This is a genomic window from Leptolyngbya sp. FACHB-321, assembly GCF_014695975.1.
Classification (GTDB): domain Bacteria; phylum Cyanobacteriota; class Cyanobacteriia; order Leptolyngbyales; family Leptolyngbyaceae; genus Stenomitos.
This window is the reverse complement of record NZ_JACJPI010000056.1, coordinates 56,248-81,300: the sequence shown is the minus strand read 5'-3', so window position 1 is coordinate 81,300 and position 25,053 is coordinate 56,248. Positions and strand designations below refer to the sequence as shown.

Genomic DNA, 25,053 nt, shown 5'->3' with positions numbered 1-25,053 from the left:
CATTAATTTAACGTGGTTTGTCATCCATCCCGTAGTTATGATGTTAACCTTGCTGCTAAAGCCATGCGGATACCTCCGTTTTAGGCGTGAATAGTATGATTGAGTACCTGTGACGCGATCGCTAGTAGCGGTGATCGCGCTCGGTCAAGCCCTGCCCGTTCAATGATTGTAAGGATCTAAAGTCGTCGTGGCATCCAATACACTTCAACAACGCAAACAACCTGGCGCACCAGAGACAATTTATCAGGTTGTCAAAACCGTCGGCAAGGTGACAGGTGGCATGGTGCTCGGCGTTGCGATGCTGTCGAGCTCTGTAGTGGCAGGTGGTTTAGTTGGCTTAGCGATTAGCTTTCGCAATTTGCCCGATGTTCGTATTCTTCGTAGCTATGTACCCAGCGAAACGACTCATATTTACGATGTCAAAGGCAAACTGCTAACGAGCATTCATGGTGAAGCAAATCGGGAAGTGGTGCCGCTCGACCAGATTTCTCCCGATCTAAAGCGGGCAGTCTTGGCGATCGAAGACAGCTACTTCTACTCTCATCGTGGCGTGAATCCCGGTGCCGTCCTCCGTGCCTTCTTGGCAAACTGGTCAACGGGCGCAACGGTCGAAGGTGGCTCCACGCTGACGATGCAGTTGGTTAAAAACCTGTTTTTGACTCCTAAACGTGCCTTCAGCCGCAAAGTGGCAGAGTCTGTGCTGGCGCTACGGCTAGAGCAAATCTTCTCGAAAGAGCAGGTTTTTGAAATGTATCTGAACCAGGTTTACTGGGGACACAATACCTATGGGGCAGAGACGGCTGCTGAGAGCTACTTTGGAAAATCGTCTGCGAAGCTGACGCTGGCGGAATCTGCAATGATGGCAGGGCTGATTCAAGCTCCCGAAAGCCTCAGTCCTTTCATTGATTACAAAGGAGCGAAACAGCGACAGTTAACTGTGCTGCGTCGGATGAAAGACTTGAACTGGATTACCCCTCAAGAAGAAGCCATTGCCCGTAAGCAGCCACTGAAGCTAGGAAAGATTACCTCGTTTCAGGGCAGCACCATCCCGTATGTTACTGAAGCGGCGGTGCAGGAGTTGACGAAGCGCTTTGGGAAAGATGCCGTACTTAAAGGCGGTATGCGGGTTCAAACGACAGTCGATACTAAGCTTCAGCGTGTTGCAGAAGATGTGGTGAAGCGAGGGCACGCAAATCTAGTGAATCAAGGTGTTTATGCCGATCAAATGGCTCTGGTAGCCGTTGACCCACGCACCCATTTTGTAAAGGCAATGGTAGGTGGGGTTGATCATCGCAAGAGCCAGTACAACCGAGCCATGCAATCCCTTCGGCAGCCTGGTTCTGCTTTAAAGCCATTTGTCTATTACACGGCATTTGCCTCTGGTCGCTATGCGCCTGAGTCGACGGTTTCAGATTCGCCTGTAAGCTATCCCGATGGCTATGAATACTACTCGCCGCAGAACTACGATAATTCGTTCGCTGGTCCCATGTCCATTCGGAGGGCGCTTGAACAATCGCGTAACGTGCCAGTCGTGCGGCTTGGTCAGGACATAGGTCTAAATAAGGTGATTGATGTCATGCGGACGATCGGCGTTCGTAGTCCAATCGAGCCTGTTGTTTCCTTACCGCTAGGCTCGGTTGACCTGACTCCGCTAGAAATGGCTGGAGCCTACGCTACCTTTGCCAGCAACGGTTGGTACTCTGAAACAACGTTAATCGTGCAAGTTACAGACAGCACCGGCAACATCTTACTGGACAACACGCCCAAGCCGCAGCTTGTACTTGACCCGTGGTCTACAGCTTCACTGACAGATGTACTACAAGGAGTGATCACGCGCGGGACAGGGGTGTCAGCAAGGCTTGATCGTCCTGCTGCTGGCAAAACAGGTACGACTTCATCTGAACGCGATATCTGGTTTGTCGGCTATGTGCCTCAGCTTTCAACCGCTGTTTGGGTAGGTAATGACGACTATCGTCCGATCGGCAGAGGCGCGACGGGTGGTGGCTATGTCGCTCCCGTATGGCGCGACTTTATGCAACAGGCTTTACGAGACGTACCAGTCGAGAATTTTCGATCGCCCTCTGAATTTAGCCGACCTTAGAAAGCAGTTGGTTGGTTGTTTTTGGTTGTTAGACAGTCCTTCTAGCAGCTAAAAACTAACAACCAATAACTATCACACCGTTTTTTCTACCTCAGCTTTCATGCGCTCTAAAGTCCGGTTCATCTGGTCAAACATTTGCTGCGGCGTCATGCCAAACTGACCAAGCTGTGTGCGGAGTTGCTCTACAGTCATTTGCGCCATAAAGTCCTCCGATAGCTCAAACCGCTTCATAAACACACGGTAGCGATCCATAATGGCTTCCATCTGTTCGATGAAGAGCTTTTTACCCTCACGATCGAACTTCCCATAATCAGCTCCAAGCGTCATCAGCGATTGGTAATCGCCAAAGAGCTGCTTGGCTTCTTGCTGCACGATTTCAGAATCAAAGAATCCCATCGCTTTAAGTTTTTGCTAATAATTTTGACTAGAGAGAATGCTGCTTACCGGGGCTTTTAGGTACAACTGAACCTGTTAGACACAATTATTCTAATTCAATGACTGGATTCGTTTAAGCCCCTAGTAAGTAGGGGTTTCACTACCTCAAGCTCTGAGCCTGCACGTATCCCATTGCCACATCATAGATACCCCTTGTTCCCAGCCCTTTTAAGGAGAAGGGAGCAAGGTTCAAATTCTTCTCCTTAAGGAAAGAGACTTGGGATAAAGGTTGAAAGACTTGGTTACAAAGGTAAGATGCTCCCTCAGCCGTTACCGACAGACCTCACATAGTTCGATGATTTTTGTTTGTAAGGTGAGCCGATCATCCGCTCCACGTTTGAGGCTTGCTTCTAGCTCTAACAGCAGAGGCAGCGTTTGAAGCAGTGTGTGGGCTGACAGTGACTCAACCTCTTTTTGAAGAAAGTAGAGACGTTTGGGGTTTCGGAGTTCTGCTGCTTGAGCGATCGCTTGCTCGTTACGTTCACCTGCTTCCCGCATCACTTTAATCCAAACCCAGGTGCGAAACTGTGTAACCAAACTACTAACAATGCGTAGTGCGGGTTCGTTCTGTCGCAGTAAGTCTGCAATAAGGTCAAGTGCTTGAGCCGTTTGCCCCTGGCGGATAGCGGCAGCAAGCTGAATGGTGCTTTGGCTGCTGGCTGTTACAAGGGTGGCGATCACGGTTTCGTCTAACGGCTGCTTTGAGTCGCCAACATAGAGCCGCAGTTTTTCTAGTTCACTATGCAGTTGGCGGGTATCGTTACCGACTAACTCTGCTAGCAGCTCTGCACCATGCGTTGTCAGCTTCACCCCGGTTTCCTGAGCAAGCTGCTTTACCTGTTTAACTAACAAATCGGTTTTCCAGGTTGGAATCAGCCCAAACTCCTGAATCGTGGCGTGCTTTTGCAGCAGTTTGGTCGATTTCAAGCGACTGTCAGGTTTGCTGCTTGTCGTCAACAGTAGAGTTGTCGTCTCGGGAAGCTCTGGCAACGTGCGTTCTAGCTCGGTCAGCAGGCTCTCAGGGCACCGTTGACAAAGCGAGGTCTCTGCCAACCAAACGAAACGGTGAGCTGCACCAAAGGGTGGCGTCATGGACTGATTGAGCGCCTGCATAATTGCGGTAGGCTGGTCAGCAGTGATTTTGTCATAGTTAAAACTGCTCCAGACAGGATCGAGCAATTGCCGATGGAGTGCTGTTGCTGCCTGGGCGATCGCAAAATCATCCTCACCCCAGTAAAGGTAAATTGGCATTTAGAATACCGCCTCTTGTCGCTCGTAATTGTATTGTCCTAGCAATCCTGTCAGACTGGATTTAGATTATGGTGGGGATCAAGTAATTTCCAAATACTGGACCTTACAAGCCAGCCTTTGCACGATCGGCGCTTCCAGCTTAAGAAGACGAGATGATGCAGAGAGCTGCTAAAGTAACCAGTCGTAACAATATATTCAGTACCTTGCGAGGCGATCGACATTGGACGAGAACTACCAGACTTACCTGAATCGGGCAATGCGTCTGACATTACCAGAAACATATCGCTCACAGGTGCAGCACCTTCAGGAATCTCCTAAGTTTCAACGGCACGCTGAAAAAGGGTGGCAACCCACTCCCTTTCCGGGCTATACAATTGTGACCCCGCCAGGAAACGAAGAAACCGGAAATGCGGCGTTGTATGAGAGCTTGAAGCAATATCAGCAGCAGTTAGCGCAGCAATTAGGCGCTGACTTGTTTGTGCCAGTGCCACCTGAAAGTTTTCACCTGACGCTGGCTGACTTGATTTGGGATAGCGCTTATCGTGATACCAGTCAGCACAAGCCTGATTTTGAGGTGCAGCTTCAAGAGCAGATTGCAACGATCTTTCGTCAATCGCAAACGGTTGCTGAAGGTAAGCCTTTGCACTTTCAAGCGCTAGGACTCATGGTGATGCCACGGGCGATTGCCATTTGCTTGGCACCCGCAGACGAGCATTCCTACGATCGAGCGCTCAAGCTCCGTCGCGCTGTTTTCCAGAATTCTGACTTAATTGGCTTGGGCATTGAGCAGCAGTATTATTTTACGCCTCACATTACTCTGGGCTACTTCGGTACCATTCCAGCGCCCGAAGCATTGACCACGCTTGGCGATCGCTTTGTGCAACTTAACCAGCAATGGCTGGAGCAAGAGGCAAATGTCTTTGAGGTGAAGCGAGCAGAATTGCGTAAATTTGACGATATGACTCACTACTATCGAGAACCTAACTGGGCAGTCTTTACGTTTTAAGTTTACGTGTGGCTGCGTTTTAACTTAAACCTTAAAGGTGGGTTTTGACAGTTGCTCTACGCATTGCCTACCAGATGCTCGTGACAAGGACTGTAAGCTAGCATGATCCACGATCTGAGGTGCAGATCGTGGATTAAAGCATCTGTAAACTTCACAATCTATAGGGACAAACGCCTCTGATCCTGGTAGGAAGGCGATACTATGTTCTGAAAGAGAAAACCTGCTTTTATTGAATCTTTGTCCCTTAGAATGAGACGATTGCAAACTTTAGGCACCTATGGGGTTACTTTTCGTCAGTACAAACAACACTCTACTCTCAGGCTTGATTGCTCGTTGAACGTGAAAGTCGCTCGTAACTATAGGACAGTCTTTGCGTCTTATCTGGCAGTTTTCTAGCCGCTTGAACAAGGGCAAGCTACGACCGAAAGCAGTGTTTGCACGCGATCGTACCCTCCAGCTTTAAGGCTTTGTTTTTCCCAAATCCTTCTTTATTGCTGGAACTTATCGCACCCGAAATAGTTCAAAGCTTATTGAAACCTCTAGTGTGCTAGTTTTTACAGTGTCATATCTAACGATGATGCAACCTTCTTCTCTACGTTTTATGCTTCATGCTGGCTTGTCACGCCTTCTGCTTGTTGGCGCACTTTCTACAGTGGGAGTGCTGGCTAGCTATACTCCTAGCCCGACGCAGCGATCAATCACTCTCGGTCTAGGAGAAGCTGCCTCTGCTCAATCGCCTACGCCTCCAGTCAGCCAGTATGCCCGTGCTGCATTATTCATCGAGCAGGAGCGTCAGCAAGACCATGCCGAGGTGAAGCGCATTATGGGCGGTAATGTGCCTGATGATGTGTGTCGTCAAAAAAACATTCCCTCGGCTGTACGTGACATCTGCAATCGCTTCCTCAAGCGCTCTGCCGATATCATCAAAGAAAATGGGTTGACCATTGCCCAATTTAACGAAATGACGCGGCGGAAAGAGAGCGACCCAGCCTTGCAACAGAAAATTCAAGGCGAGTTACTGAAGCTACAGAAGACAGCGCCTTAGCTGCTGCTTATCAGGACCGGTTGAACACGAGCGAAAAGCGGTTAGCGTTTTCTGACCTCCCTGGCAAAGGGACTGGTCGTGCTTAAAGCTCTGCGCGATCGATAATTTTTTCAGTGAGCGATCGCTGAATGAGGGTGCTGGCTCGATCATTGTAGCGTTGCAATTTACGCCTCTAAAACAGCTAAAACGTGTTTTTTGATACTTAATGCGTGGTCATGATTCTGTAAACCCTTATTGAGGGCACTGTGATTACTTAGCCTTTTGGCTCAGTGGCTTTGATGGCAGTTGGTTAAATTTGGGCGGTCGACTCAGCAAGGCTTAAAGCCTCTGCAAAACTAACGCAGTTCAAAGCCTTGAGCTTAAGTACAGCAGTCACAATCAGTCTCTGGCAACAACGCAATTAGTAGGAGGTTTGCATGAGTGGACTTGGCGGTCTCAATAAAGCGCCCGATGGGGTTGTGCTTGGGTTAGTGCAACTGCAACTGCCTAATGTTGTTACACCTGAAGACCTGTCCGCCCAAACGCAGCGCATTGTTGAGATGGTTGGCAAAGCGCGCCGCAACCTACCGACGATGGATCTAGTTGTATTCCCAGAATATGCCCTGCATGGTCTCTCAATGGACACCAATCCAGAGATTATGTGTCGCTTGGATGGACCTGAAGTGCAGGCATTCAGCGCCGCGTGTCGGGAACACAAAATCTGGGGCTGCTTCTCGATCATGGAGTTCAACCCACACGGTAACCCCTACAACAGCGGCATTATTCTCGACGATAAGGGCGAACTCAAGCTCTATTATCGCAAGCTGCATCCCTGGGTGCCTGTGGAGCCGTGGGAACCCGGTAACTTGGGCATCCCCGTTTGCGAAGGTCCTAACGGCAGCACCTTGGCGCTCATCATTTGCCATGATGGGATGTTCCCCGAAATGGCGCGAGAATGTGCGTATAAGGGTGCTGATATCATGCTGAGAACAGCGGGCTATACGGCACCTATTCGCCACTCGTGGCAGATTACTAACCAGTCAAATGCGTTCTGTAATCTGATCTACACGGCATCTGTCTGTATGTGTGGCTCAGACGGTTCCTTCGACTCAATGGGCGAGGGGATGATCGTCAACTACGATGGCGTGCCGATCGTGACGGGGAACGGTCGCCCGAATGAAATTATCACTGGCGAAGTGCGCCCCAAACTGCTTCAGGAAGCACGCCGCTACTGGTCAGTCGAAAATAATATCTACCAATTTGGGCATCGTGGCTATGTAGCTGTCAAAGGTGGCGCTCAGGACTGTCCCTACACCTATATGCAGGATTTGGTGAACGGTGCCTATCGTCTGCCCTGGGAAGAGGAAGTCATCCACACCGATGGCACATCCTGTGGCTTTCCAGCGCCTACGCGAACGTATGAAGCGGCTCCCCAAGTGAGTGAGCCAGAGAAATTGCTTGCTATTGATCACGCTCAGAGTTAGGCACTGAGAGTAACTGAGGCGCATCGTCTGCGCCATTGATCATCTTGCTCAAAGCCGTTCTCTTAGGGATTCACGATGGGATGTTATCTTGCTTCAGATCCGTATCCATATCCGTTCAATGGTGATCTGCGCCCGGAAAATACAGTTTTTCTCATCATTGACATGCAAACCGATTTCTGCGGCATCGGGGGCTATGTCGATCAGATGGGATATGACCTGTCGCTGACGCGGGCACCGATCGCGCCAATTAAAACGGTACTAGAAGTGATGCGATCGCAAGGCTTTCACGTGATGCATACGCGCGAAGGTCACCGACCGGATTTAGCAGATTTGCCAGAGAACAAACAATGGCGATCGCGTCAGATTGGCGCAGGCATTGGTGATCCCGGTCCTTGCGGCAAAGTGCTGGTACGCGGCGAACCCGGCTGGGAGATCATTCCCGAGCTGGCTCCTCTACCCGGAGAACCCGTCATCGACAAGCCAGGTAAAGGCTCCTTCTATGCCACTGACCTGGATTTGTTGCTGAAGCGCCTTGGCATCCAAAACATTCTGCTAGCGGGCATCACCACCGATGTTTGTGTGCACACCACTATGCGCGACGCGAACGATCGTGGTTACGAATGCTTGCTGCTCTCTGACTGCACTGCTGCTACGGATTACAACAACCATTTAGCCGCCCTTAACATGGTTAAAATGCAGGGCGGTGTGTTTGGTGCTGTTGCCGATTCACAAGCGCTGCTGGCAGCGATCGCCTGAGTTCAGCATTTTGAGTGAGGCATAGTGGCTTTGTTTCAAAGCTCACAACTCATCACTACAGCCGCACGTCTTTCAAATGCTTGCGTGGCTCAAAGCTGCGGTTAGAGCGGATTTTTTCGTAGTACTCGCGCTCGATCGCGCTGATCTCTTTAGGGGTTGCAATGACAACCTTCACCATTTGATCGGTGCGATCGCCCTTTGGGCTACGCCAGCCTTTGCCTTTGAGTCGCAGCGATTGACCGGATCGAATGCCAGCAGGTACATTAACTGTCACCGTACCATCCGGTGTCGGCACCTCAATTTGAGCGCCCAGCACGGCTTCATCAGGGGCGATCGCTACTTCGCAAACCAGATTATCCCCTTCAAATTGGAAAAAGGTGTGCGGTGCGATCGCTACTGAAAGATAAAGATCACCTCGTTGACCAGGGGTATAGGTACTGCTCCGCCCTTTGCCCTTAATCCGAATGCGGCTGCCTGGTTTCGCGCCAGGAGGAATACGCACCTCAAACTCTTCGCTACCCAGCATTAAGCGCTTCTGTGCGCCATGAAAGGCATCCGAAAGCGTTAGCGTCAGCGTGGCTTCAGCATCCAGCCCCGTACCGCCTGAGTCCGAGAAATCGCTAAAACCGCCAGGGGCACTTCTAGAAGTACGGGCACCCGTTCCACTACGTCCAAAGCCAGGGTCGCTGCCCATCCGACCCAGGAGTTCATTAATAAAATCGTCGAAGTTGCGGTATTGCCCGAACTCGATATTGTCAAAGTCGTTACCACCACGGGGATTGGAGCTAAAGGGAGAGCCGCCTTGCCCCGCCTGCCTCCAATACTGCCCAAACTGGTCATACTTCTGCCGTTTTTCTGGGTCTGCCAGCACCTCATAGGCTTCGCTGACTTCCTTAAAGCGAGCCTCAGCCGCCTTATCACCTGGGTTCATATCTGGGTGATACTTACGCGCCAGCTTACGATAAGCCTTTTTCAGCTCGTCGGCGTTGACAGTTCGATTCACTCCCAAAATGGCGTAGTAATCTTTGAAGTCAGTTGCAGCCATTCATCCTTCTCCTCTGAGGATTCAGCCTCTTATCCAAAACCCTTTTTGCAGCTCTATAAGCTTGCAGTTGCCTACAGCATTGATTGGGTACGATCGCCAACCTAAAAAGACTAGGGCAGGGCAAAAAGAATCTGTCCCTCTACTCTACATCGGGTATCGAAGGCTGATCTGCCCGTCCCGCTCTTCGCTTTGATTCTAGCCTATCAAAAACCTTCATCTTGGTGGGTACAGGTACGGATTTCAAGCACACGATCGCAGCCCTCTTCAACAGCAGGCGGTGCACCCATTAAGCAACGATGCATTTTCAAAATAACAGTGTCAGGCACCTGTCGATCGCGTTGCTGGTTGCGTTGTAGGCAGATGTTTAGCGGTGTATTCAACCATATGCAAATGATGTTGGTAAACCCGCAACCGCGAGCCAATGCAATCGCACGACGACGATCGCGCCGTACTGCGTTAGTAGCATCATAAATGGCTTCAAGGGACTGCCCAGTGGCAATTTGCCATGTTGCCTGCTGCAATTGCCTACCAACTTCTCGCCAAACTCGCAGCCAATTGCCTTGAATTGCTTCGTCGCCAAAAAGCTGCGATCGAATCGCATCAGTGGAAATCAAACATCGCTGTGGACAGTCGCGTAAAAGTGCTGCTGCTAAGGATGACTTACCACTACCAGGCAACCCAACCAGCAGAAGGAGCCGGATAGCTTGCGGGTCCAACGCTGGTAGATGAGGGAGTGGGGAGAGATCGAAGGGATCAGACAAGGATGTCAAACCAGTGCTGCAAGTCAAACGCTGCGACGTAAGAAACGTTTCTGGGAAGCTGCTTGAAGCTGCTTATAGATGTAAGTGTCTCGCTTGCGCTGCAAACAAGATACTTAGACTACAGCTTTAAATTTAAGTAACGTGCTTTCCTAAAAAGTCTGCACAGCCTGTCGACCCTACGGTAAGTAAGCTACACCCTAGCCCTCTCCTAGCAGAAGAGAGCTGGGGTGTAAACCCTTTCCCCTGGGAAAAGGGTAAATTACGTAACGACTAGCTTCTAAATCACTGTTCCGTCAGCAATAACCGAGTTCTTTAGAACTACCACAATGCCGCTGCGAATGTAGAAGCCTTCACTTTCCCGCTCAGCTTCTTCAACCCGATCTTTGTTAATGATCTGGACATTACAACCAATACGGGCATTTTTGTCGATGATGGCACGGCGAATGACAGTATCAGCACCAATACCAAGTGGCACCTCGTCAGTACCACAGTCCTGCCCTGACTGGCGTTCGGCAAACGGTTGATAATGGTCAGCACCCATAATCAGGGCGTCTTCAATTGTGGAGCCTGCCTCAATGCGCGATCGTACTCCCAGTACTGAATGGGAGATCGAGCAGTTTTTCAGAATACAGCCTTCGCTGATGATAGATTCCCGTACGTGGCAATCTAGCAACTTGCTTGGTGGCAGGTAGCGCTGACGGGTATAGATGGGAGCATCTTCGTCGTAGAAGCTGAAGGGCGGACGTGGTTGCTGCGTCAACGCCAAGTTCGCATCATAAAAAGACTCGATCGTCCCAATGTCTTCCCAGTAGTCGTTGAAGAGGTAAGCCTGGAGGTTGTAATCTTTTGCCGAATTGGGAATAATCTCCTTCCCGAAATCGGTTTGCTCTGGAAAATCACGCAGAAGCTTGACTAGTGCTTCCCGCTTAAAGATGTAGATTCCCATGGAGGCGATGTAGGGCTTCTCTTTCGCCTCGTCTGCCGTTAGTCCCAAGACAGTCGTATCAACTGCCATCGTGCTCAAGGCATCACCTTTCGGCTTTTCGCTAAAGTCGATAATGCGTCCAGCATTGTCAATCTTCATCAAACCAAAGTCAGAAGCCCGACGATGATCCATTGGCACAACTGAGATCGTGACATCTGCCCCAGTCTCGCGGTGCCGACGCACAAAGTCGCCATAGTCCATGCGGTAAAGATGGTCGCCAGACAGAATCAAATATTCGTCGGCTTGCCATTCTTGAAATAACCAAAGATATTGCCGTACTGCGTCTGCCGTACCCTGAAACCAGTTTGGGTTTTCTGGTGTTTGCTGGGCAGCTAGCACCTCGACGAACCCCTCGGTAAAACCCGTCGTGAAGTTATAGGCACGAGAAATATGGCGATTTAGTGACGCAGAGTTGAACTGCGTCAGCACATAAATCTTAAAAATGTCTGAGTTAATACAGTTGCTTACCGGGATGTCAATCAAACGGTACTTACCTGCGATCGGCACAGCAGGCTTCGCACGCAGTTTGGTCAGCGGATAGAGGCGTGTACCTACACCGCCACCTAAGATAATGGCTAAAACTTTTTTCACAACAAACCTCTCGGCTCCCAGTTTGCTTTCAAGTCTAGTGTGAGCCTGTATGGTTAAGTTTGCAAGGGCTGAAGGGAAGAACGTTTAAATTTGGTATCTATAAAAGGGAAGAAGCTGCATAGCAATCGCAACAAATGTGTTGCAGCTTACAACGCTATCTACACAGCATGAGCGAATAGCATTAGACCCAGTGAGTCTGCTTTAAGCCTTAGACCAATGCCCTTTTTACATACTGTAAAGCAAGCTCCTCATGCCTGGGATTTCCTTTCTATAAAGGGGATTGAAGGGAACAATCAGGGAAATCTATAGCTAACACTTTTTGCATTAGTGTGACTACGTGCAGCAGCATCGGAAGTAGAACTGTGCTGAGTGATTCGCAAGCAAACAGGCTCGTAGTGAAGGTTGAGCCAATTGTCTTAGCCGCTTCGAGCAAAATTTCCAATAGCAAAATTAGTACCGTTCTAATGTTTCTAAGAACACCTTGACACCTTTTTCACTAGTTGCTTCCATTCGCTGCAAACACTGTTCAATTCTTATTGGTAGTCCACAGCATAGCGACTGCAACTAAATTTAAATTGCATCATTTCAATCGTGCTTGCTGCCTAACCAGGTTCAATTGAATTGTGTTTGCTGCGAATTGAGGAATACCTAATTAGAGCAACACTCGTTATGGATCAATTGAACTAATTCGACCATTGATTCAACTGGGTTTACTGTATGTATGAAGCAGATTGGAGAGAACTAAGACTGCTTGCCGCTCTTGTCTTGAAGATGCAAACGTACCCAGCCTGCAAAGGGTGTAACAACAGTATCAACGATGACAATCAACGTTTTACCTAAAAACGAGTATGGAGGGACTCGAACCCCCGACCCTCAGGACCGGAACCTGATGCTCTATCCACTGAGCTACATACCCTCGTTATTTCGTGATCATAGCACTGTTGTCAAGGGTGAGAGCTAAAGGCTTGATCTTCATCTTTCAGCTCTTGCTAAAGGTAGGCTGCTGGATCAACCGGATCACCATTTTGGCGCACTTCAAAGTGAAGGTGGGGACCAGTCGAAAGTCCAGTGGAGCCAACGGCAGCGATCGCCTGTCCGCGTTGCACTGTTTGCCCTTCTACAACATAGAGTTCACTGCTATGTGCGTATAGGGTTGTCATGCTACCACCGTGATCGATGATAACTGCATTGCCATAGCCACCGTACCAGCCTGCAAAGATAACAGTGCCGCTGTCTGCCGCATTGATAGCTGTGCCATAGTCCGCACCAAAGTCAATGCCAGAGTGAAAGCGCTGATAGCCAAGAATCGGATGCACTCGCCAGCCAAAGCCGCTGGTCATTTCACCGACGCACGGTACAATCATTTGCCCTGTCCCACGAAAAGCAATGCTACCTGCGTTAACCCGTTGCTGAATGAGTTGCCCAATGTTGCGAGAATCTTGGACTAATTGAGTTTCGGCAGCTTCCAGGGCACGACGATCGTTTCGCAAGCGTTCAATCATCGTTTGTTGTGAACCTGCCTGTGCCTCAAAAGACGCTTTTTGGGCGAGAAGTTGCTGGTTAAGTATGGCAATCTGGTTTTTTTGTTGTTCTACCTGATTGCGCTGCTGATTAATGCGATCGGTGTCTTGCTTGAAGCTACTGAGTAGCTGCTGATCGGCTTTGTAAAGACGTTTCAGTTGATGGCGACGATCGAGAAAATCGTTTAAATTTTGGCTTTGAAGGAGTACAGCCCACCCGCGATCGGTTTGCTGCCGTTGGAGAAATCGCAGTCGGGCGACCGTTGAAAACTGCTTTTGGTGATAAAGCTGTTCTGCCTTTACCAGCGAAACTTCTAACGATCGCAATTGTTTGGTTGCTGTTTGTAGTTGCGTTTCACTGGCTTTGATCTGGCTGGCGGTCGCTCTGATGCCCTGACGCAACCCTTGCAGGTTTCCCTGTGCTGCCTTTTCTAAATTTTTGAGACGTTCTTGCTCTTTAGCTAGCTGCGATCGCTGTTTGTCAAGTTGCTGCTGTTGCTGCTGTAATTCCTTAACGGAGCGATCTTGAGCGATCGCAGGCAACGCAACGATAATCATCCCAGCTAAAAAAAGCAGACACAATAGACTCAACAGAGGTTGGCGAAGCCGCTCTATCGTTGTGGTCAGCTTTTTGATCGGTTGCGAAAAGCGAAGCGTCATGCCCTCAAACCAGCATTAGTCAAACAAGACACCATTATGACCACAATGGCGACTCAGGCAAGGGAATATTGCGAAAAGATCGACGCGATCGCATCTTGTAGCGGTGTCTACAATTCTGTCGCTGAGAATTTGATCTGAGCGATCAAGTGAGCCAAGCAATAAGTTCTTACCATAGTGGTTAGCTCTCACTACCAAAGGATAGAAGCGCTTTGGATGCTAGCTTTCTAAAGTGAAGTAGATACAAGCATTCACTGCCTCGAGCAGCACGACTTAATCTATGGCGACTCAACAGCATAACGATTTCAATAACTGGATTGGGATGGCGAAGCAAACATCTCAGGCAATGACAAACGCCTTGCAGGATGCCACAACACTGGTTGGAGAGACGTTTGGCACAGCGCTTTATCGATTTGTTGAGCAAGGCACTGAAACCGTTGGAAATGTCGTTACACCGATCGCGACCAGTCCTTTTATCAAATTTGCGACTAAAGTTCCTGGTGCTAGCTGGCTCTTGGCGGCACTAGGGCAAGTAGATATTGATGCCGTCCAACAGGAAGTTGAAACGCTGCGACGCACATATCCTACGGAGACCGATGAAGCCTTGGCACAGCGGGTTATCACCGATACAGCCTGGAAAGCCGCTGGCATTGGCTTGGCAACTAATTTTGTGCCGCCTCTAGCGTTGATGTTGTTAGCCGTTGACTTGGGGGCGATCGCAGCTTTACAGGCAGAAATGATCTACCGTATCGCGGCAATTTATGGCTTCTCACCGACTGACCCGACCCGACGCGGCGAAGTACTCACGCTCTGGGGTTTGGGAACAGGCGGCTCCCAAGTGGTTAAAGTGGGGATGAGCGTGGTTGAGATCGTACCGTTCGTGGGGGCTGCTGTGGGTAGCGTTGGCAACGCTAGTATTCTCTATAGTCTTGGTCACGTTGCCTGTAGCTTTTATGAGGCAAAACGGCGATCACTGGCGAAGTAGTTCTAACTGAAACTTGCAGTCGTTAGGGGGCTTTAGAACTAAAGGCTAAAAGCCAAACAGAAGACCTTAGAATAGAATGCTCACTTCCCTTGCCTGGATGAATGCATTCTCTTCTTTCTGTTCGATGGCGCGTTGCGAACTCGCTGCTTGTGTTCTGTCTCTGCTGCTTGTTAGCAGTTAGTTGTCATCGTTCCGCACCGGATTTGCGATCGCCCACTGCTGGCAATGGGCGTATTACGCTGGGCACTACAGCGACCATCAACACGCTTGACCCAGCAGATGCATACGGGACGTTTCCCAGCAGCTTGTTGTATAACCTGAGCGATCGCCTCTACACCTACAAACTGGGCACGACCGACCTGGAACCCCAACTGGCAACGGCGCTCCCGATCGTCAGCGCTGACGGGTTAACTTACACAGTGCCGCTACGCAAAGGGGTTGTTTTTCACGATGGCACCCCCTTTGATGCTAAAGCAATGGCATTTTCGCTACAGCGCTTCCTTCAAAACGGTGGCTCACCATCTTTTTTGCTATCGGATTTAGTGGAGACGGTAAAGCCAACGGGTGCTTATGAGTTGACTATTAAACTCAAGAAGCCCTTTGCAGCCTTTCCGTCATTGCTGGCATTTTCCGGTGCCTGCGCAGTTTCGCCTCAGGCATACGAAATTAAGGAAGGCTCATTTAAACCAGCAACGTTGGTGGGTACAGGTCCTTACAAACTGGTGAAATACGGTACCGATCTACTGCGGTTGGATGCGTTTGAGCAGTATTGGGGCAAAAAGCCAGCCAATCAAGGGGTCGATATTCAATTTTTCTCCAGTCCAGCTAATCTGTACAACGCGTTTCGTACTGGTGCAGTGGATGTTGCCTATCAAAATCTGGCACTGGATCAAATTCGCAATCTACAACAAGGTGCGACTACTGCAGGCTGGCAGATTATTGAAAAGGCAGGCAGCGGTATTGATTATCTGACGCTCAATCTCAAATCGCCACCGCTCGATCGACTGGAAGTGCGACAGGCAATTGCTGCGATCGTCGATCGCCCCCTACTGCAAGATCGGATCTTTCAAGGGCAAATCGATCCACTTTATAGCCTGATTCCGACAACGCTAGACGAACAAAAACCTGTATTTAAAGAGCGGTATGGTGATAGTGATGTTGCTAAAGCAACTGCTTTCTTGAACCAGGCAGGCTATAGCGCTACAAACCCACTGAAAGTTGAATTTTGGTATCGCTCTAATTTGATTAATGATCAACTGGCTGCGATTACCCTACGAGCTGCTGCCAAGAAGCAACTCGGTGGGTTGATGCAAATTGATCTCAAAAGCATTGATTCCACCACAGCTTACAAAAACCTTGATAAGGGTGTGTATCCAATGTTTTTGCTGGATTGGACACCCGACTTTTTAGATGCTGACAATTACATTCAGCCGTTTATGGAATGTACAAAAGGGTCAGCAACGGACGGTTGTGCTGATGGATCAAGTTTTTTGCAAGGCTCTTTTTACTATAGCGATCGCGCCAATCAACTTATTGATCAGAGCCGCAAAACCCAAAACCCTACCACACGCAAGCAATTATTTACCGAGCTTCAGGATGTGCTGGGTCAAGATGTGCCGTTTATTCCACTATGGCAAAGTAAAGACTATCTGTTTACGCAGAAATGGATTCAAGGCGGCAGTCTAGAAGTGACGCAAAAAGTGCCGTTCTGGACACTTCGGAAGGCTTAGACGTGGCACCGCCATAAGCAGTCAGAAGTCCGTTTGGTCTTTAGGGGCGTAGGTTAAACAGTCAGCTTTTTATACAAGGGCACGGCATTGCCTTCGCGTAGATGCGTTTGAGGCGATCGTCCTTCCAGCTGCTAAACACAGCTTGTTTAACGCTTGAACGTCTGCACTGTCGCTTATGTCCCGCAGGACACTGTAACAATGGATGTAATTTGACACCAACACTGTGGGTTTTCAGGGCGAATTCTTAATTCGTGCTTAAATTTTTCTACATCTGTAGTTGAACTCGAGTAAATTCTATATGGCGTTTAACTTCTGGTAGAGATTTATAGCAAAAGGATGAAGAATGAGGGATGAATCGAAACCCTTACTCACTTACTAAAAGGAAGTTTCAAGGTTTATATTTGTCCTAATGCTGTCTTCGACTGCTATATCTTCATCGTTCTAATCTTCACCGTCCTAAAATGAGCCTTTGCAGAACCGTGACATGGTTTAAGTCTCCCTAGAGACGGAGATGATCCCCATTCTTTTACGCTTTTAGCCAGATATTTTCAGCTTGACCAGACTGATACATTCTTTTGCGTTAAGGCTTTTGTTCATCTATCTAAATCATTCACTGTTCGACCGATACAGACTGAAGGGTAAAACGCTCCGTGCCCCTACAGTTCGGTCTATCCATTGCTCTTGAGAACTGTGATCCTGCATATGGCAATGCACTCAAGTACGAACCTGCACCCTGAGCGCGTTACCTTGCTACATTCAGACCTTTGAAGCAAAAACTTTGGAAGCGTCTAGCTTGAAGCCAATGAGGTTTTTTAAGCTAGCGTCTTTGTTCTTAGCCCTTCAGAGTTAAGCGCGATCGCTGCACTTCTACGTCTTTTTCGGCACCTTTATTGAATGACTTCATTCAATGCGGTTTCTCTAACCCTTTTGGCATTTCTTACATGACCTCAAACTCCGATCCCCGCTCTGCTAGTCAGAGCCACGAGCCACTATCAGTGCTGCATGAGCCGCAGCAACAGAAGAACGGGACGACTCCAGTTGACTTCTGGCATGGCTCTCAGCTGCGTAGTGCAGCCGCGAATCCTCTGCCGGGTAATGATCCCCTGCAAACAGCTCAAGGGGTCTACGTTACGGTTCACGGGCATTTTTACCAGCCACCGCGTGAGAATCCTTATCTAGACTCGATCGAGCGTCAGCCTAGTGCGGCTCCCTTTCACGACTGGAATGAGCGGATTTACCACGAATGCTACCGCCCCAATGCCTTTGCCCGCATTTTGAACGAGCGGGGAGACGTAATTGAAATCATCAACAATTACGAATTTCTGAGTTTCAACATTGGTCCTACGCTCATGAGCTGGCTGGAGCGGCATGATATCGAGACCTACCAGCGGATTTTGGAGGCCGATCGCAAAAGCTGCGCCCGTCTGAATGGACACGGCAATGCAATCGCCCAGGCATATAACCACATCATTTTGCCACTGGCGAACGAGCGCGACAAACTGACCCAGATCCGCTGGGGCAAAACAGACTTCCGCGATCGCTTTGGTCGTGATCCCGAAGGTATGTGGTTAGCCGAAACCGCGGTCGATTACGCCACACTTGAGGCACTGGTCGCTGAGGGGATCAAATTTATTGTTCTGGCTCCCTCTCAAGCGCAACGCTGCCGAGCGATCGCCACAGATGACCAACCTGCAAACCCGTGGCTCGAAGTTAGCGGTGGGCAGATTGATCCCACCCGTCCCTACCGCTGCTTTCTGAATAAAGAGGGGCGACGAGAGAGGGGAGAGGAGCTGGATAGCTCACTGTTTATTGATATTTTCTTTTACGATGGTCCGATTTCTCGTGATATGGGCTTTGATAGTGCGCTGAGTAGTTCGCATAACCTGGCGGGGCGGTTAGGGCAGGCAGTACGTGGAGATCATCGTCCTTCGCAACTTATCGCTGCGGCAACCGATGGCGAAACCTTTGGGCATCACAAGGGCGGTACAGAAAAATGCCTTGCCTATGCCTTTGCTCATGAGTTTCCCGATCGCGGCTGGACGGTGACCAATTTTGCCCATTATCTCTCCCTACAAGCGCCAACATGGGAAGTCGAGCTAAAGCCAGTGACAGCTTGGAGTTGCAGTCACGGGGTCGATCGCTGGCAGGACGACTGTGGCTGCGGTGGCGGCGGACTCTGGAACCAGCAATGGCGGCGACCTTTGCGAGACTCCCTTGATTGGCTGCGCGATCAGCTTGTCAAGGTCTATGAAGATGCAGGCAAAAAGCTGTTTCGCGATCCCTGGTTGGCGCGAGATGAGTATATTCAGGTTATTCGCGATCGCAGTCTAACCAACCTGTCAGGCTTTTTGTCTCGCCACCAAACCCACAAGCTGTCTGCCGCCGAGCGCGTCGATGCCCTACACCTGCTGGAAATGCAGCGTCATGCCTTGCTGATGTATACCAGTTGCGGCTGGTTCTTTGAGGAGCTATCTCGCCCTGAAGGCGTGCAGATCTTACGTTACGCTGCCAGAGCGTTAGAGTTGGCAGGCGAAGTTACAGGCATCCAGCTAGAGAAAGCCTTCGTCAGGCGTTTGGCACATGCCCCTAGCAATGTCGAGTGCTTTCAGAATGGTGCCGAAGTCTACCGTCAACTGGTGAAATCGGCACAGATCAGCATGGAGCAAGTAGCGGCTCACTATGCCATTAGTTCACTGTTTACGTCCTATCCCAAAGATCAGCCCCTTTACTGCTACACCGCTCATCAGCTTGACTACCAGCTTCAGCGAATGGGATCGCTCACGTTAGCGATCGGGCAACTCCAGCTTGTTTCTGATATCACTCGCGAAAGTATGCAGTTGGTGTTTGCAGTCGTCCATCTCGGTGGTTGGGATTTCCACTGCTGCATCCAGCCGTTCTCTGGACGACGCGCTTACGCTGAGATGAGGGAACGACTGTTTGAGGCATTCAAGCAGGCAAGTGCTGCCCAAACGATTCTGGCGATCAACGCTATGTTTGGTAGCCAATCTCACAGCCTTCAGAGCCTCTTTGCGGAAGAGCGTCATCGCATCATGCGCCTGCTCACGCACGAAACGTTGAATCGTTTGGATCAGCTTTATACCCAAGTTTATCGGGATAATTACGGCATCTTGATGGCATTTCATCGGGATGGGCTGGCGGTGCCACAGGAATTACAGGTGGCAGCCGAAGTTGCCTTAAGTCATCGTGTTTCACTCTCCCTGAGAGCGTTAGAGCAGGAGAGCAGTGACCTGTCCGCCGACCCGTCGACTGCAAGCCTAAATCGTCTCCTGGAACTGGAGTCGATCGCCACCGAAGCTACCAGTCTCCGCTGCCAACTCAACCTGCCAGAAGCCAAACAGATCTTAGAACGGCTAGTGCTGCGATCGCTTTGGCAACTCCTGTACCATTTCGACCCAGCGACTAGCAAAACCGAACTGCACCGTTTGGAGCGACTGCTGACCCTTAGCCAGCAAATGCAGCTTGGTCTTTCGTTAGCGCGGGCGCAAGAACTCTACTTTCAGCGCCTACAGCACTGGCTTATACCACAGTGCTTCCATTGGTTGCGCAGCGCGGGGCAAATGAAAGCAGATGCTGCTGAAACAATGCAACTAGCCGATTTGCGATCGCTGCTGATACTGGGCGCAAGACTAGGGATCGATGTGACTAACTGGCTTAATCAGTTGCCCTAGTTTAGTAGCATGAGCGGCTAGCTGTTTGCTAGAATCAGCCGTCAGCTAGCGTGAGCCGTTCATGAAGCACCGATTCTCTAGACGTTTTTGGGAACCTGCCTTGCCTGGAGTGCCCCAAGACGCGATCGTGTTGGGCAGCCTCTGGGTGATCTCATCGCTAGTGACGTGCATGTGGCTCTGGCTCGATCATGCTGTGCCCAGTTGGGATGATAGCGCTCATCTTTCTGGTGCCTTGGGCTACTGGCAAATCTTGCAAAAACCAGATCTGTTTGCGGATACCTGGTGGACAACGCTATGGCAGAAGGCACCGAGCTACCGGGCACCCTTCATTTATATTGCTACCGTTCCATTCCTTAATCTCTTTGGGCGAGGGGCGGATCAGGCAATTCTCGTTAATCTTTTGTTTAGCGCCATCTTGCTGTTGTCCGTCTACCAAATGGGGCGGCACCTGTTCGATCGCCAGACCGGACTATGGGCGGCAGGGCTATGTCTGCTCTTTCCAGAGCTGGCTACATTGCAAACGCACTACCTGTTGGATTACGGCATTACCGCATTAGTAGCGTTTACTTTTGCTGACGTGACGCTCTGGCGCGATGCTTACCGTCCGCGAGCCAGTTGGGTTTTGAGCGTGATCTGGGGCGTTAGCTTTGGCGTGATTATGCTAGCTAAGGCAACGAGCTTTTTATTCTTTGTTTTTCCTGCCCTTTGGCTTTTGGTGGAAGTAGTGCGCGATCGCCGGTGGCTAAAGCTGCTACAGGCAATCGTTGCGCTTTTGATTGCGTGGTTAGTTTGTGGTGCCTGGTATCGACTCAATTGGTTGACGATTATCACCTCAGCCATAACGGCGAATGGCGTTGGCGTAGCAGAAGGCGATCCGGGCTTTCGGACGCTAGAAGGTTGGCTGTATTACTGGAAAGCGCTGCCAGGTTCGGTTTCTTATCCACTCTTGCTAGTGCCGATCGGATGCTTTCTAGCAGGCTGGCTTCTCCAAACTTTGCGGTACGGTCGATCACAGCCAGTGACGCAACTTGACGAAACAGATGGAGTGTCAGAAAAACAGCAAACGGCAGCCGGCAGAAATTTGCGCTGGCTCGCTGTTTTTTGCGTAGGCGGCTACGTTTTTTGCTCACTCAGTACTAATAAAGATACGCGGTTCATTACACCACTGCTGCCAATGTTGGCGCTCATCCTGGCGTATGGGTTAACTCGCTGGCGCTATCGTTGGGTTGCAGGGTTGCGCTGGGCAACAGCTATCGTCTCTATAGTCTTGCTTTTGTTGAGTTGGTTTCCGATCGCAGGTTTAATCACGGGCGCAAAGAATGCTCCTGATCAGGGTACGCCTTTCCCTCATGAGCAAGTCATTGCAGCCGTAGCTGATGCAGATCCCTATTTGCGCTCCACGATCGGCATGGTGCCCAATACCGCTCAAATCAATCCGTTTAATATGGATTTTTATGGACGGTTAGCGGCGTTTCAGGTGTACACACGGGAGTTAATGCCGTCACGCTCTAACGCTCAAGACGTGCGATCAATGTCCTGGTACTTAACCAAAAGCGGTCAGTTGGGCGCTCTAGAAAAGGACAGTGCGCGGCAGGCATTACAGGCACAGATTGAGCAAAATCCTGCCCTTGAGCTGCATCGTAGCTGGATGCTGCCCAATAACGAACAACTACGGCTTTATCACAGACAAACACCGCCAATTGCAGTGGAGGTTGCCTCGATCGCGTCAGATAAAGTCAAGCTAGAAGCGGTAACACTGCTCCCATCCGCTGCACCGAATGCACCGCTACCCGTGGTTTATCAATGGAGTGGCTCATGGGAGCAACTGCAACAGGGCATAGTGATCCTTACCTGGTACGGAAAGACGCAGCCAGAACCACTGCTGGGGAAAGAGGCACGTTGGTTCCACGACCACGGCATTGGGCTAGGGCAACTGTATGCGGGCGATCGCACTGTTAACCCAAAGCAAGGGTTTCGCATAGTGGAACGGTTAGCAATGGTGCCTCCAAGCACGCTTGCAGCACCGTACCGTTTAGAAGCGGTTTACTTAAATCGTCAGACGGGCGAAACCTATCCGTTGTCTGTACCACCCATCCGCATAGGAAATACTTCCGCGATTAAGCCACTGATTGAGCCTGACCTGACAGTACAGCTTTATCAATTGGGCGAGTACCTGGCTCAGGGACAATTTGATGCCGTGATGCAACAGGTCGGACGGTTAAATCTGTACGATCCGATCGGGGATTATCTCGTACAAGCAGAGCAAGCGCTCACCTATCGGCTGCAACAAGAGCCGCAAAATCAGGCGATCGCCTACCCGCTTGCGCTGTCACAGGCACTACAGCGCCGAGTGCAGCCAACACTCAAAACCTTGGAATACCTGACCGGACTAGACGCGCAAAACCCGCACCTGTGGATGTACTTAGGGATCGTCCGGTTATATGATTGGCAAGGACAGGCGGCAGAGCAGGCACTCAACATGGCAGAGCAGCTACAGCCATCATTACCAGACCTGAAACTTATGCGCGCGATCGCCGCCGCCATGCAGCTCAATCTCTCGAAAACGCTGACGTTGCTTTGAAGCCACCCTTCGCTTTAGAACCAGGTTTGCATCAGAGTGGGCTGACGAAATAGCCATAGCGCAGTTGCAGTCTGAAAATTTAGTGCGGTTACTCTTGCCAATAGATCTCAACTGGATTAGTCTATAGTTTAGGAATTGATGAATATCTTTCTCAAGTAATTATGTAGATTCAAGCCGAGGTTGCCTTTGCAATTTGGCTTACGGTTTCGATCGTGTCAAATGATTTTTTGATATGACAAAGCTCAGGGTTAACGTTCATTCAAACGGCGCTTTCCCGCCCAACTCTTATAAAAATAGCTTTAGTCAGGGAAGAATCATCCTAACTAAAGCTATTTTTTGAAACAACGATCGATTACCCGACGACATTCTCCTTATAGAACGTTGAGACGGGTAGAACGATGTGCAGATTTACAAAAAACTGTTACAAGAGCAGCCGTTTGTTTAGTACAGCACAACTAATTCAACAAACCCAAAACCAGACTATCGGATGCTAAGAAATGAGCCAGATGATAAGCCCGTTCCTCCGTTTTGAGCAAAATCTTTTCATACAGATACCGAGTGGCACGATCGCCCAAGCTTTCAGCCTGAGCCGCTTGACGACGGAGAACACCAATAACAGCTTGCTCGGCTACCAAATCATTTTCCACCATCTGACGGCAGCTAAAGATGCCATCGGGTTCTGGGGTAACACAGCTCAACTCTGCAAGTTTTGTAAAGCTTGCGGCTGGCACTCCTCCTAAGCCATCCAGACGTTCACCCAGTTCGTGCGTATGCTCCTGAACTGCTTCATAGCTCTCACTAAAAAACTCATGCAGAGAATAAAATTCGGCTCCCTCAACCACAAAATGATGTTTCTGGTACTGCAAGTAGAGCGCCTGAAAACTCGCCAAAAGTGCGTTTAAGCCTTCGCAAACTGGCTCGGTGGTCGATCGCTCTAGTAAAACGGGGTTATCAGCAACTTGACCAAAGGCACGAATCAAAGTTTGAACTTCAGACATAATGTTCTCCTCTTAAGGAATTTTAGATGCGCCAATACCAATAAACGGCAACTCACTGCTAGCGATTTCAACAGTGCTGCGTTCTACAAATGTTCATGGTGTCATGCCAAGAGTATATCAATTTTCAGAATTAGTCTGTCTGGTTTTTTACGGTTTTTTATTAACACTGACATTTTTTAGCATTTATGTAGCTTGAAGCATTCTTAGATCCCTTTTACATTTAAGCCTCTCTGCACAATCAAAGTATGAAATGTCCTAGATGTAATTCAAATCAAACTCGTAAAAATGGTCATCATCACGGTAAGCAAAACTATAGTTGTAAGCAGTGCGGTCGCCAATTCTTGGAGTCATATAATACAAGAGGCTACTCAGAAGATATCAGAAAGCTTTGTTTGAAAATGCACGCTAGTGGTATGAGCTTTCGTGCTGTTGAACAAGCCACTGGTATTAGCCACAATGCCGTCATTAACTGGTTTAAGCAAGCAAACCTAGCTTTATCCGAAGCCTCTGAATCTGAAGAAAGTCCAGAAAATGATTCAGAAGAAACCGTATTAAAAACGCTAAAAAAGTTCTTTAAATTCAAGAAAAAGCAGAAGTTTTATACCAGCAGTAACCATCTGCTTCTAGCTGCCTTTGCTTCATGACTAAACTACTTCGCTAGCAGCTCAAATCATGATGTTGTTATGCAGCTTTTGCAAGAGAATTTCGTGTGAGTAAGGGCTAGTTAGCAATAAATTTCAACAAGCGATTCCAAGTTTTTTTGCATAGGAGTGCAACTGTGATGCTAAACGACCTCAATCCCCAAACTAATGAGATAATTGAGATTCAATGTACCGATCATTGGCAAGTTTACTATCGGTTACAAGCGTTAGAAATTCCTTGCTGCTGTAGCTATTACCAGCCTTTGAAGGTGCAGGTTAGCAGTGTGGCAACAGCTCTTCAAGTATGGAGTGTCGTTCAGCAGGTAACGTTACCAAGACAAGCATTGGTGCAGCGGCTAAATGCTTGCTGGCAGGCTAGTGCTTCCCCCAACAGAGACTAACCTTACTGTGCCTTCTTAAGCTGTTCCGTGTTGCTATATGCCGTCACTGTGACTGTTAGCCAGAAATATCTGGTTCTCACAGGCTTGTAAGTGGCTCTAGCATGATTGGCGATCAGGCTTATTAACGGATACGCATTAACTTATTAATGGATATGTATTAAATTAAAACCAGCTTTTTTGTGTAGAGGCACAGCATAGCCTCAGCACCATGCTGAGACTATGCCCTTGCAGGATGTGAGGGTTCAGGAGTAATTTAATTCACACTCCTGAAAGCACCCTATACCAATTCAAAAATTCTAGCCACAGCGTTCCCCGACTGCTCCTCCTTGGCCCCCCTTATAAAGAATTACGCCGTAGGCAAGTTCCCCCTTGCCTTACAGCGTGTAATAAGGGAATTGGTATTAGACAATCG

Annotated in this window: 19 protein-coding genes and 1 tRNA gene; 12 read left to right on the top strand and 8 right to left on the bottom strand. The window is 49.4% G+C overall.

Features of this window, described 5'->3' with window-relative positions; translation table 11 throughout:
* The first annotated feature begins 187 nt into the window (after nucleotides 1–187).
* On the top strand, nucleotides 188–2,101 hold the full coding sequence (locus H6F76_RS10425; RefSeq protein ID WP_190507975.1) for a PBP1A family penicillin-binding protein: 1,914 nt from the start codon (nucleotides 188–190) through the stop codon (nucleotides 2,099–2,101).
* Nucleotides 2,102–2,173: 72 nt separating this feature from the next.
* Here H6F76_RS10425 and H6F76_RS10420 read toward each other — a convergent pair whose 3' ends face one another.
* Nucleotides 2,174–2,497 carry a DUF1825 family protein gene (locus tag H6F76_RS10420; RefSeq protein WP_190507973.1) on the bottom strand — a complete coding sequence of 108 codons (324 nt, stop codon included), beginning with the start codon at nucleotides 2,495–2,497 and terminating at the stop codon, nucleotides 2,174–2,176.
* 309 nt (nucleotides 2,498–2,806) lie between these two features.
* Entirely contained in the window at nucleotides 2,807–3,787 is a 981-nt protein-coding gene (holA, locus tag H6F76_RS10415) for a DNA polymerase III subunit delta (RefSeq protein WP_190507971.1), read from the bottom strand.
* A 220-nt stretch (nucleotides 3,788–4,007) separates the two neighbouring features.
* On the opposite strand from holA, the gene H6F76_RS10410 reads away from it, so the two are divergent.
* The 4 genes from H6F76_RS10410 (at nucleotide 4,008) to H6F76_RS10395 (ending at nucleotide 8,057) form a co-directional block, all read left to right on the top strand.
* Nucleotides 4,008–4,793, top strand: a complete 786-nt coding sequence (locus H6F76_RS10410) for a DUF1868 domain-containing protein (protein WP_190448644.1) — start codon at nucleotides 4,008–4,010, stop codon at nucleotides 4,791–4,793.
* Nucleotides 4,794–5,394: 601 nt separating this feature from the next.
* Nucleotides 5,395–5,838, top strand: a complete 444-nt coding sequence (locus H6F76_RS10405; protein WP_190507969.1) for a DUF4168 domain-containing protein — start codon at nucleotides 5,395–5,397, stop codon at nucleotides 5,836–5,838.
* A 416-nt stretch (nucleotides 5,839–6,254) separates the two neighbouring features.
* Nucleotides 6,255–7,301, top strand: coding sequence for a formamidase (locus tag H6F76_RS10400; protein ID WP_190507967.1), 1,047 nt, complete (start codon nucleotides 6,255–6,257; stop codon nucleotides 7,299–7,301).
* A 75-nt stretch (nucleotides 7,302–7,376) separates the two neighbouring features.
* The gene (locus H6F76_RS10395; RefSeq protein WP_190448647.1) at nucleotides 7,377–8,057 is read left to right on the top strand and encodes an isochorismatase family cysteine hydrolase; all 681 of its coding nucleotides are present in this window, start codon (nucleotides 7,377–7,379) and stop codon (nucleotides 8,055–8,057) included.
* Nucleotides 8,058–8,112: 55 nt separating this feature from the next.
* Here H6F76_RS10395 and H6F76_RS10390 read toward each other — a convergent pair whose 3' ends face one another.
* The 5 genes from H6F76_RS10390 to H6F76_RS10370 form a co-directional block, all read right to left on the bottom strand.
* Nucleotides 8,113–9,102, bottom strand: a complete 990-nt coding sequence (locus tag H6F76_RS10390) for a DnaJ C-terminal domain-containing protein (RefSeq protein ID WP_190448648.1) — start codon at nucleotides 9,100–9,102, stop codon at nucleotides 8,113–8,115.
* Nucleotides 9,103–9,305: 203 nt separating this feature from the next.
* Complete coding sequence (locus H6F76_RS10385; protein WP_242036605.1) at nucleotides 9,306–9,872, bottom strand: AAA family ATPase; 567 nt, start codon at nucleotides 9,870–9,872, stop codon at nucleotides 9,306–9,308.
* A 268-nt stretch (nucleotides 9,873–10,140) separates the two neighbouring features.
* The gene (locus tag H6F76_RS10380) at nucleotides 10,141–11,439 is read right to left on the bottom strand and encodes a glucose-1-phosphate adenylyltransferase (RefSeq protein ID WP_190507965.1); all 1,299 of its coding nucleotides are present in this window, start codon (nucleotides 11,437–11,439) and stop codon (nucleotides 10,141–10,143) included.
* A gap of 843 nt (nucleotides 11,440–12,282) precedes the next feature.
* A tRNA-Arg gene (locus H6F76_RS10375) sits at nucleotides 12,283–12,355 on the bottom strand.
* A gap of 73 nt (nucleotides 12,356–12,428) precedes the next feature.
* The gene (locus H6F76_RS10370) at nucleotides 12,429–13,517 is read right to left on the bottom strand and encodes a M23 family metallopeptidase (RefSeq protein WP_190507963.1); all 1,089 of its coding nucleotides are present in this window, start codon (nucleotides 13,515–13,517) and stop codon (nucleotides 12,429–12,431) included.
* A gap of 39 nt (nucleotides 13,518–13,556) precedes the next feature.
* Between H6F76_RS10370 and H6F76_RS10365 the strand changes: the two genes are divergently transcribed.
* The 5 genes from H6F76_RS10365 (at nucleotide 13,557) to H6F76_RS10345 (ending at nucleotide 22,601) form a co-directional block, all read left to right on the top strand.
* Entirely contained in the window at nucleotides 13,557–13,757 is a 201-nt protein-coding gene (locus tag H6F76_RS10365; RefSeq protein ID WP_190507961.1) for a hypothetical protein, read from the top strand.
* 139 nt (nucleotides 13,758–13,896) lie between these two features.
* Nucleotides 13,897–14,601: an EcsC family protein gene (locus H6F76_RS10360; RefSeq protein WP_190507959.1), complete on the top strand. Its 705-nt coding sequence runs from the start codon at nucleotides 13,897–13,899 to the stop codon at nucleotides 14,599–14,601.
* Between the two features lie 101 nt (nucleotides 14,602–14,702).
* A complete protein-coding gene (locus H6F76_RS10355; protein ID WP_190507957.1) occupies nucleotides 14,703–16,331 on the top strand; it encodes an ABC transporter substrate-binding protein in 1,629 nt (542 codons plus the stop codon).
* Nucleotides 16,332–17,272: 941 nt separating this feature from the next.
* Nucleotides 17,273–20,020 carry a DUF3536 domain-containing protein gene (locus H6F76_RS10350; protein ID WP_190507955.1) on the top strand — a complete coding sequence of 916 codons (2,748 nt, stop codon included), beginning with the start codon at nucleotides 17,273–17,275 and terminating at the stop codon, nucleotides 20,018–20,020.
* Nucleotides 20,021–20,081: 61 nt separating this feature from the next.
* The gene (locus H6F76_RS10345) at nucleotides 20,082–22,601 is read left to right on the top strand and encodes a glycosyltransferase family 39 protein (RefSeq protein ID WP_190507953.1); all 2,520 of its coding nucleotides are present in this window, start codon (nucleotides 20,082–20,084) and stop codon (nucleotides 22,599–22,601) included.
* A gap of 455 nt (nucleotides 22,602–23,056) precedes the next feature.
* On the opposite strand, the gene H6F76_RS10340 is transcribed toward H6F76_RS10345, so the two are convergent.
* Entirely contained in the window at nucleotides 23,057–23,599 is a 543-nt protein-coding gene (locus H6F76_RS10340) for a Dps family protein (protein WP_190507951.1), read from the bottom strand.
* Nucleotides 23,600–23,991: 392 nt separating this feature from the next.
* Here H6F76_RS10340 and H6F76_RS30000 point away from each other — a divergent pair, with 392 nt between their 5' ends.
* Entirely contained in the window at nucleotides 23,992–24,243 is a 252-nt protein-coding gene (locus H6F76_RS30000; protein WP_206754365.1) for a hypothetical protein, read from the top strand.
* A gap of 137 nt (nucleotides 24,244–24,380) precedes the next feature.
* Nucleotides 24,381–24,641 carry an Asr1405/Asl0597 family protein gene (locus H6F76_RS10330; protein ID WP_190508025.1) on the top strand — a complete coding sequence of 87 codons (261 nt, stop codon included), beginning with the start codon at nucleotides 24,381–24,383 and terminating at the stop codon, nucleotides 24,639–24,641.
* Nucleotides 24,642–25,053 lie beyond the last annotated feature (412 nt).

Coding starts and splice junctions, on each gene's coding strand:
- H6F76_RS10420 (WP_190507973.1), bottom strand. CDS start 2,497: ATGGGATTCTTTGATTCTGAAATCGTGCAGCAAGAAGCCAAGCAGCTC.
- holA (WP_190507971.1), bottom strand. CDS start 3,787: ATGCCAATTTACCTTTACTGGGGTGAGGATGATTTTGCGATCGCCCAG.
- H6F76_RS10405 (WP_190507969.1), top strand. CDS start 5,395: ATGCTTCATGCTGGCTTGTCACGCCTTCTGCTTGTTGGCGCACTTTCT.
- H6F76_RS10400 (WP_190507967.1), top strand. CDS start 6,255: ATGAGTGGACTTGGCGGTCTCAATAAAGCGCCCGATGGGGTTGTGCTT.
- H6F76_RS10395 (WP_190448647.1), top strand. CDS start 7,377: ATGGGATGTTATCTTGCTTCAGATCCGTATCCATATCCGTTCAATGGT.
- H6F76_RS10390 (WP_190448648.1), bottom strand. CDS start 9,102: ATGGCTGCAACTGACTTCAAAGATTACTACGCCATTTTGGGAGTGAAT.
- H6F76_RS10370 (WP_190507963.1), bottom strand. CDS start 13,517: ATGATTATCGTTGCGTTGCCTGCGATCGCTCAAGATCGCTCCGTTAAG.
- H6F76_RS10360 (WP_190507959.1), top strand. CDS start 13,897: ATGGCGACTCAACAGCATAACGATTTCAATAACTGGATTGGGATGGCG.
- H6F76_RS10355 (WP_190507957.1), top strand. CDS start 14,703: ATGCATTCTCTTCTTTCTGTTCGATGGCGCGTTGCGAACTCGCTGCTT.
- H6F76_RS10350 (WP_190507955.1), top strand. CDS start 17,273: ATGACCTCAAACTCCGATCCCCGCTCTGCTAGTCAGAGCCACGAGCCA.
- H6F76_RS10345 (WP_190507953.1), top strand. CDS start 20,082: ATGAAGCACCGATTCTCTAGACGTTTTTGGGAACCTGCCTTGCCTGGA.
- H6F76_RS10340 (WP_190507951.1), bottom strand. CDS start 23,599: ATGTCTGAAGTTCAAACTTTGATTCGTGCCTTTGGTCAAGTTGCTGAT.
- H6F76_RS10330 (WP_190508025.1), top strand. CDS start 24,381: ATGCTAAACGACCTCAATCCCCAAACTAATGAGATAATTGAGATTCAA.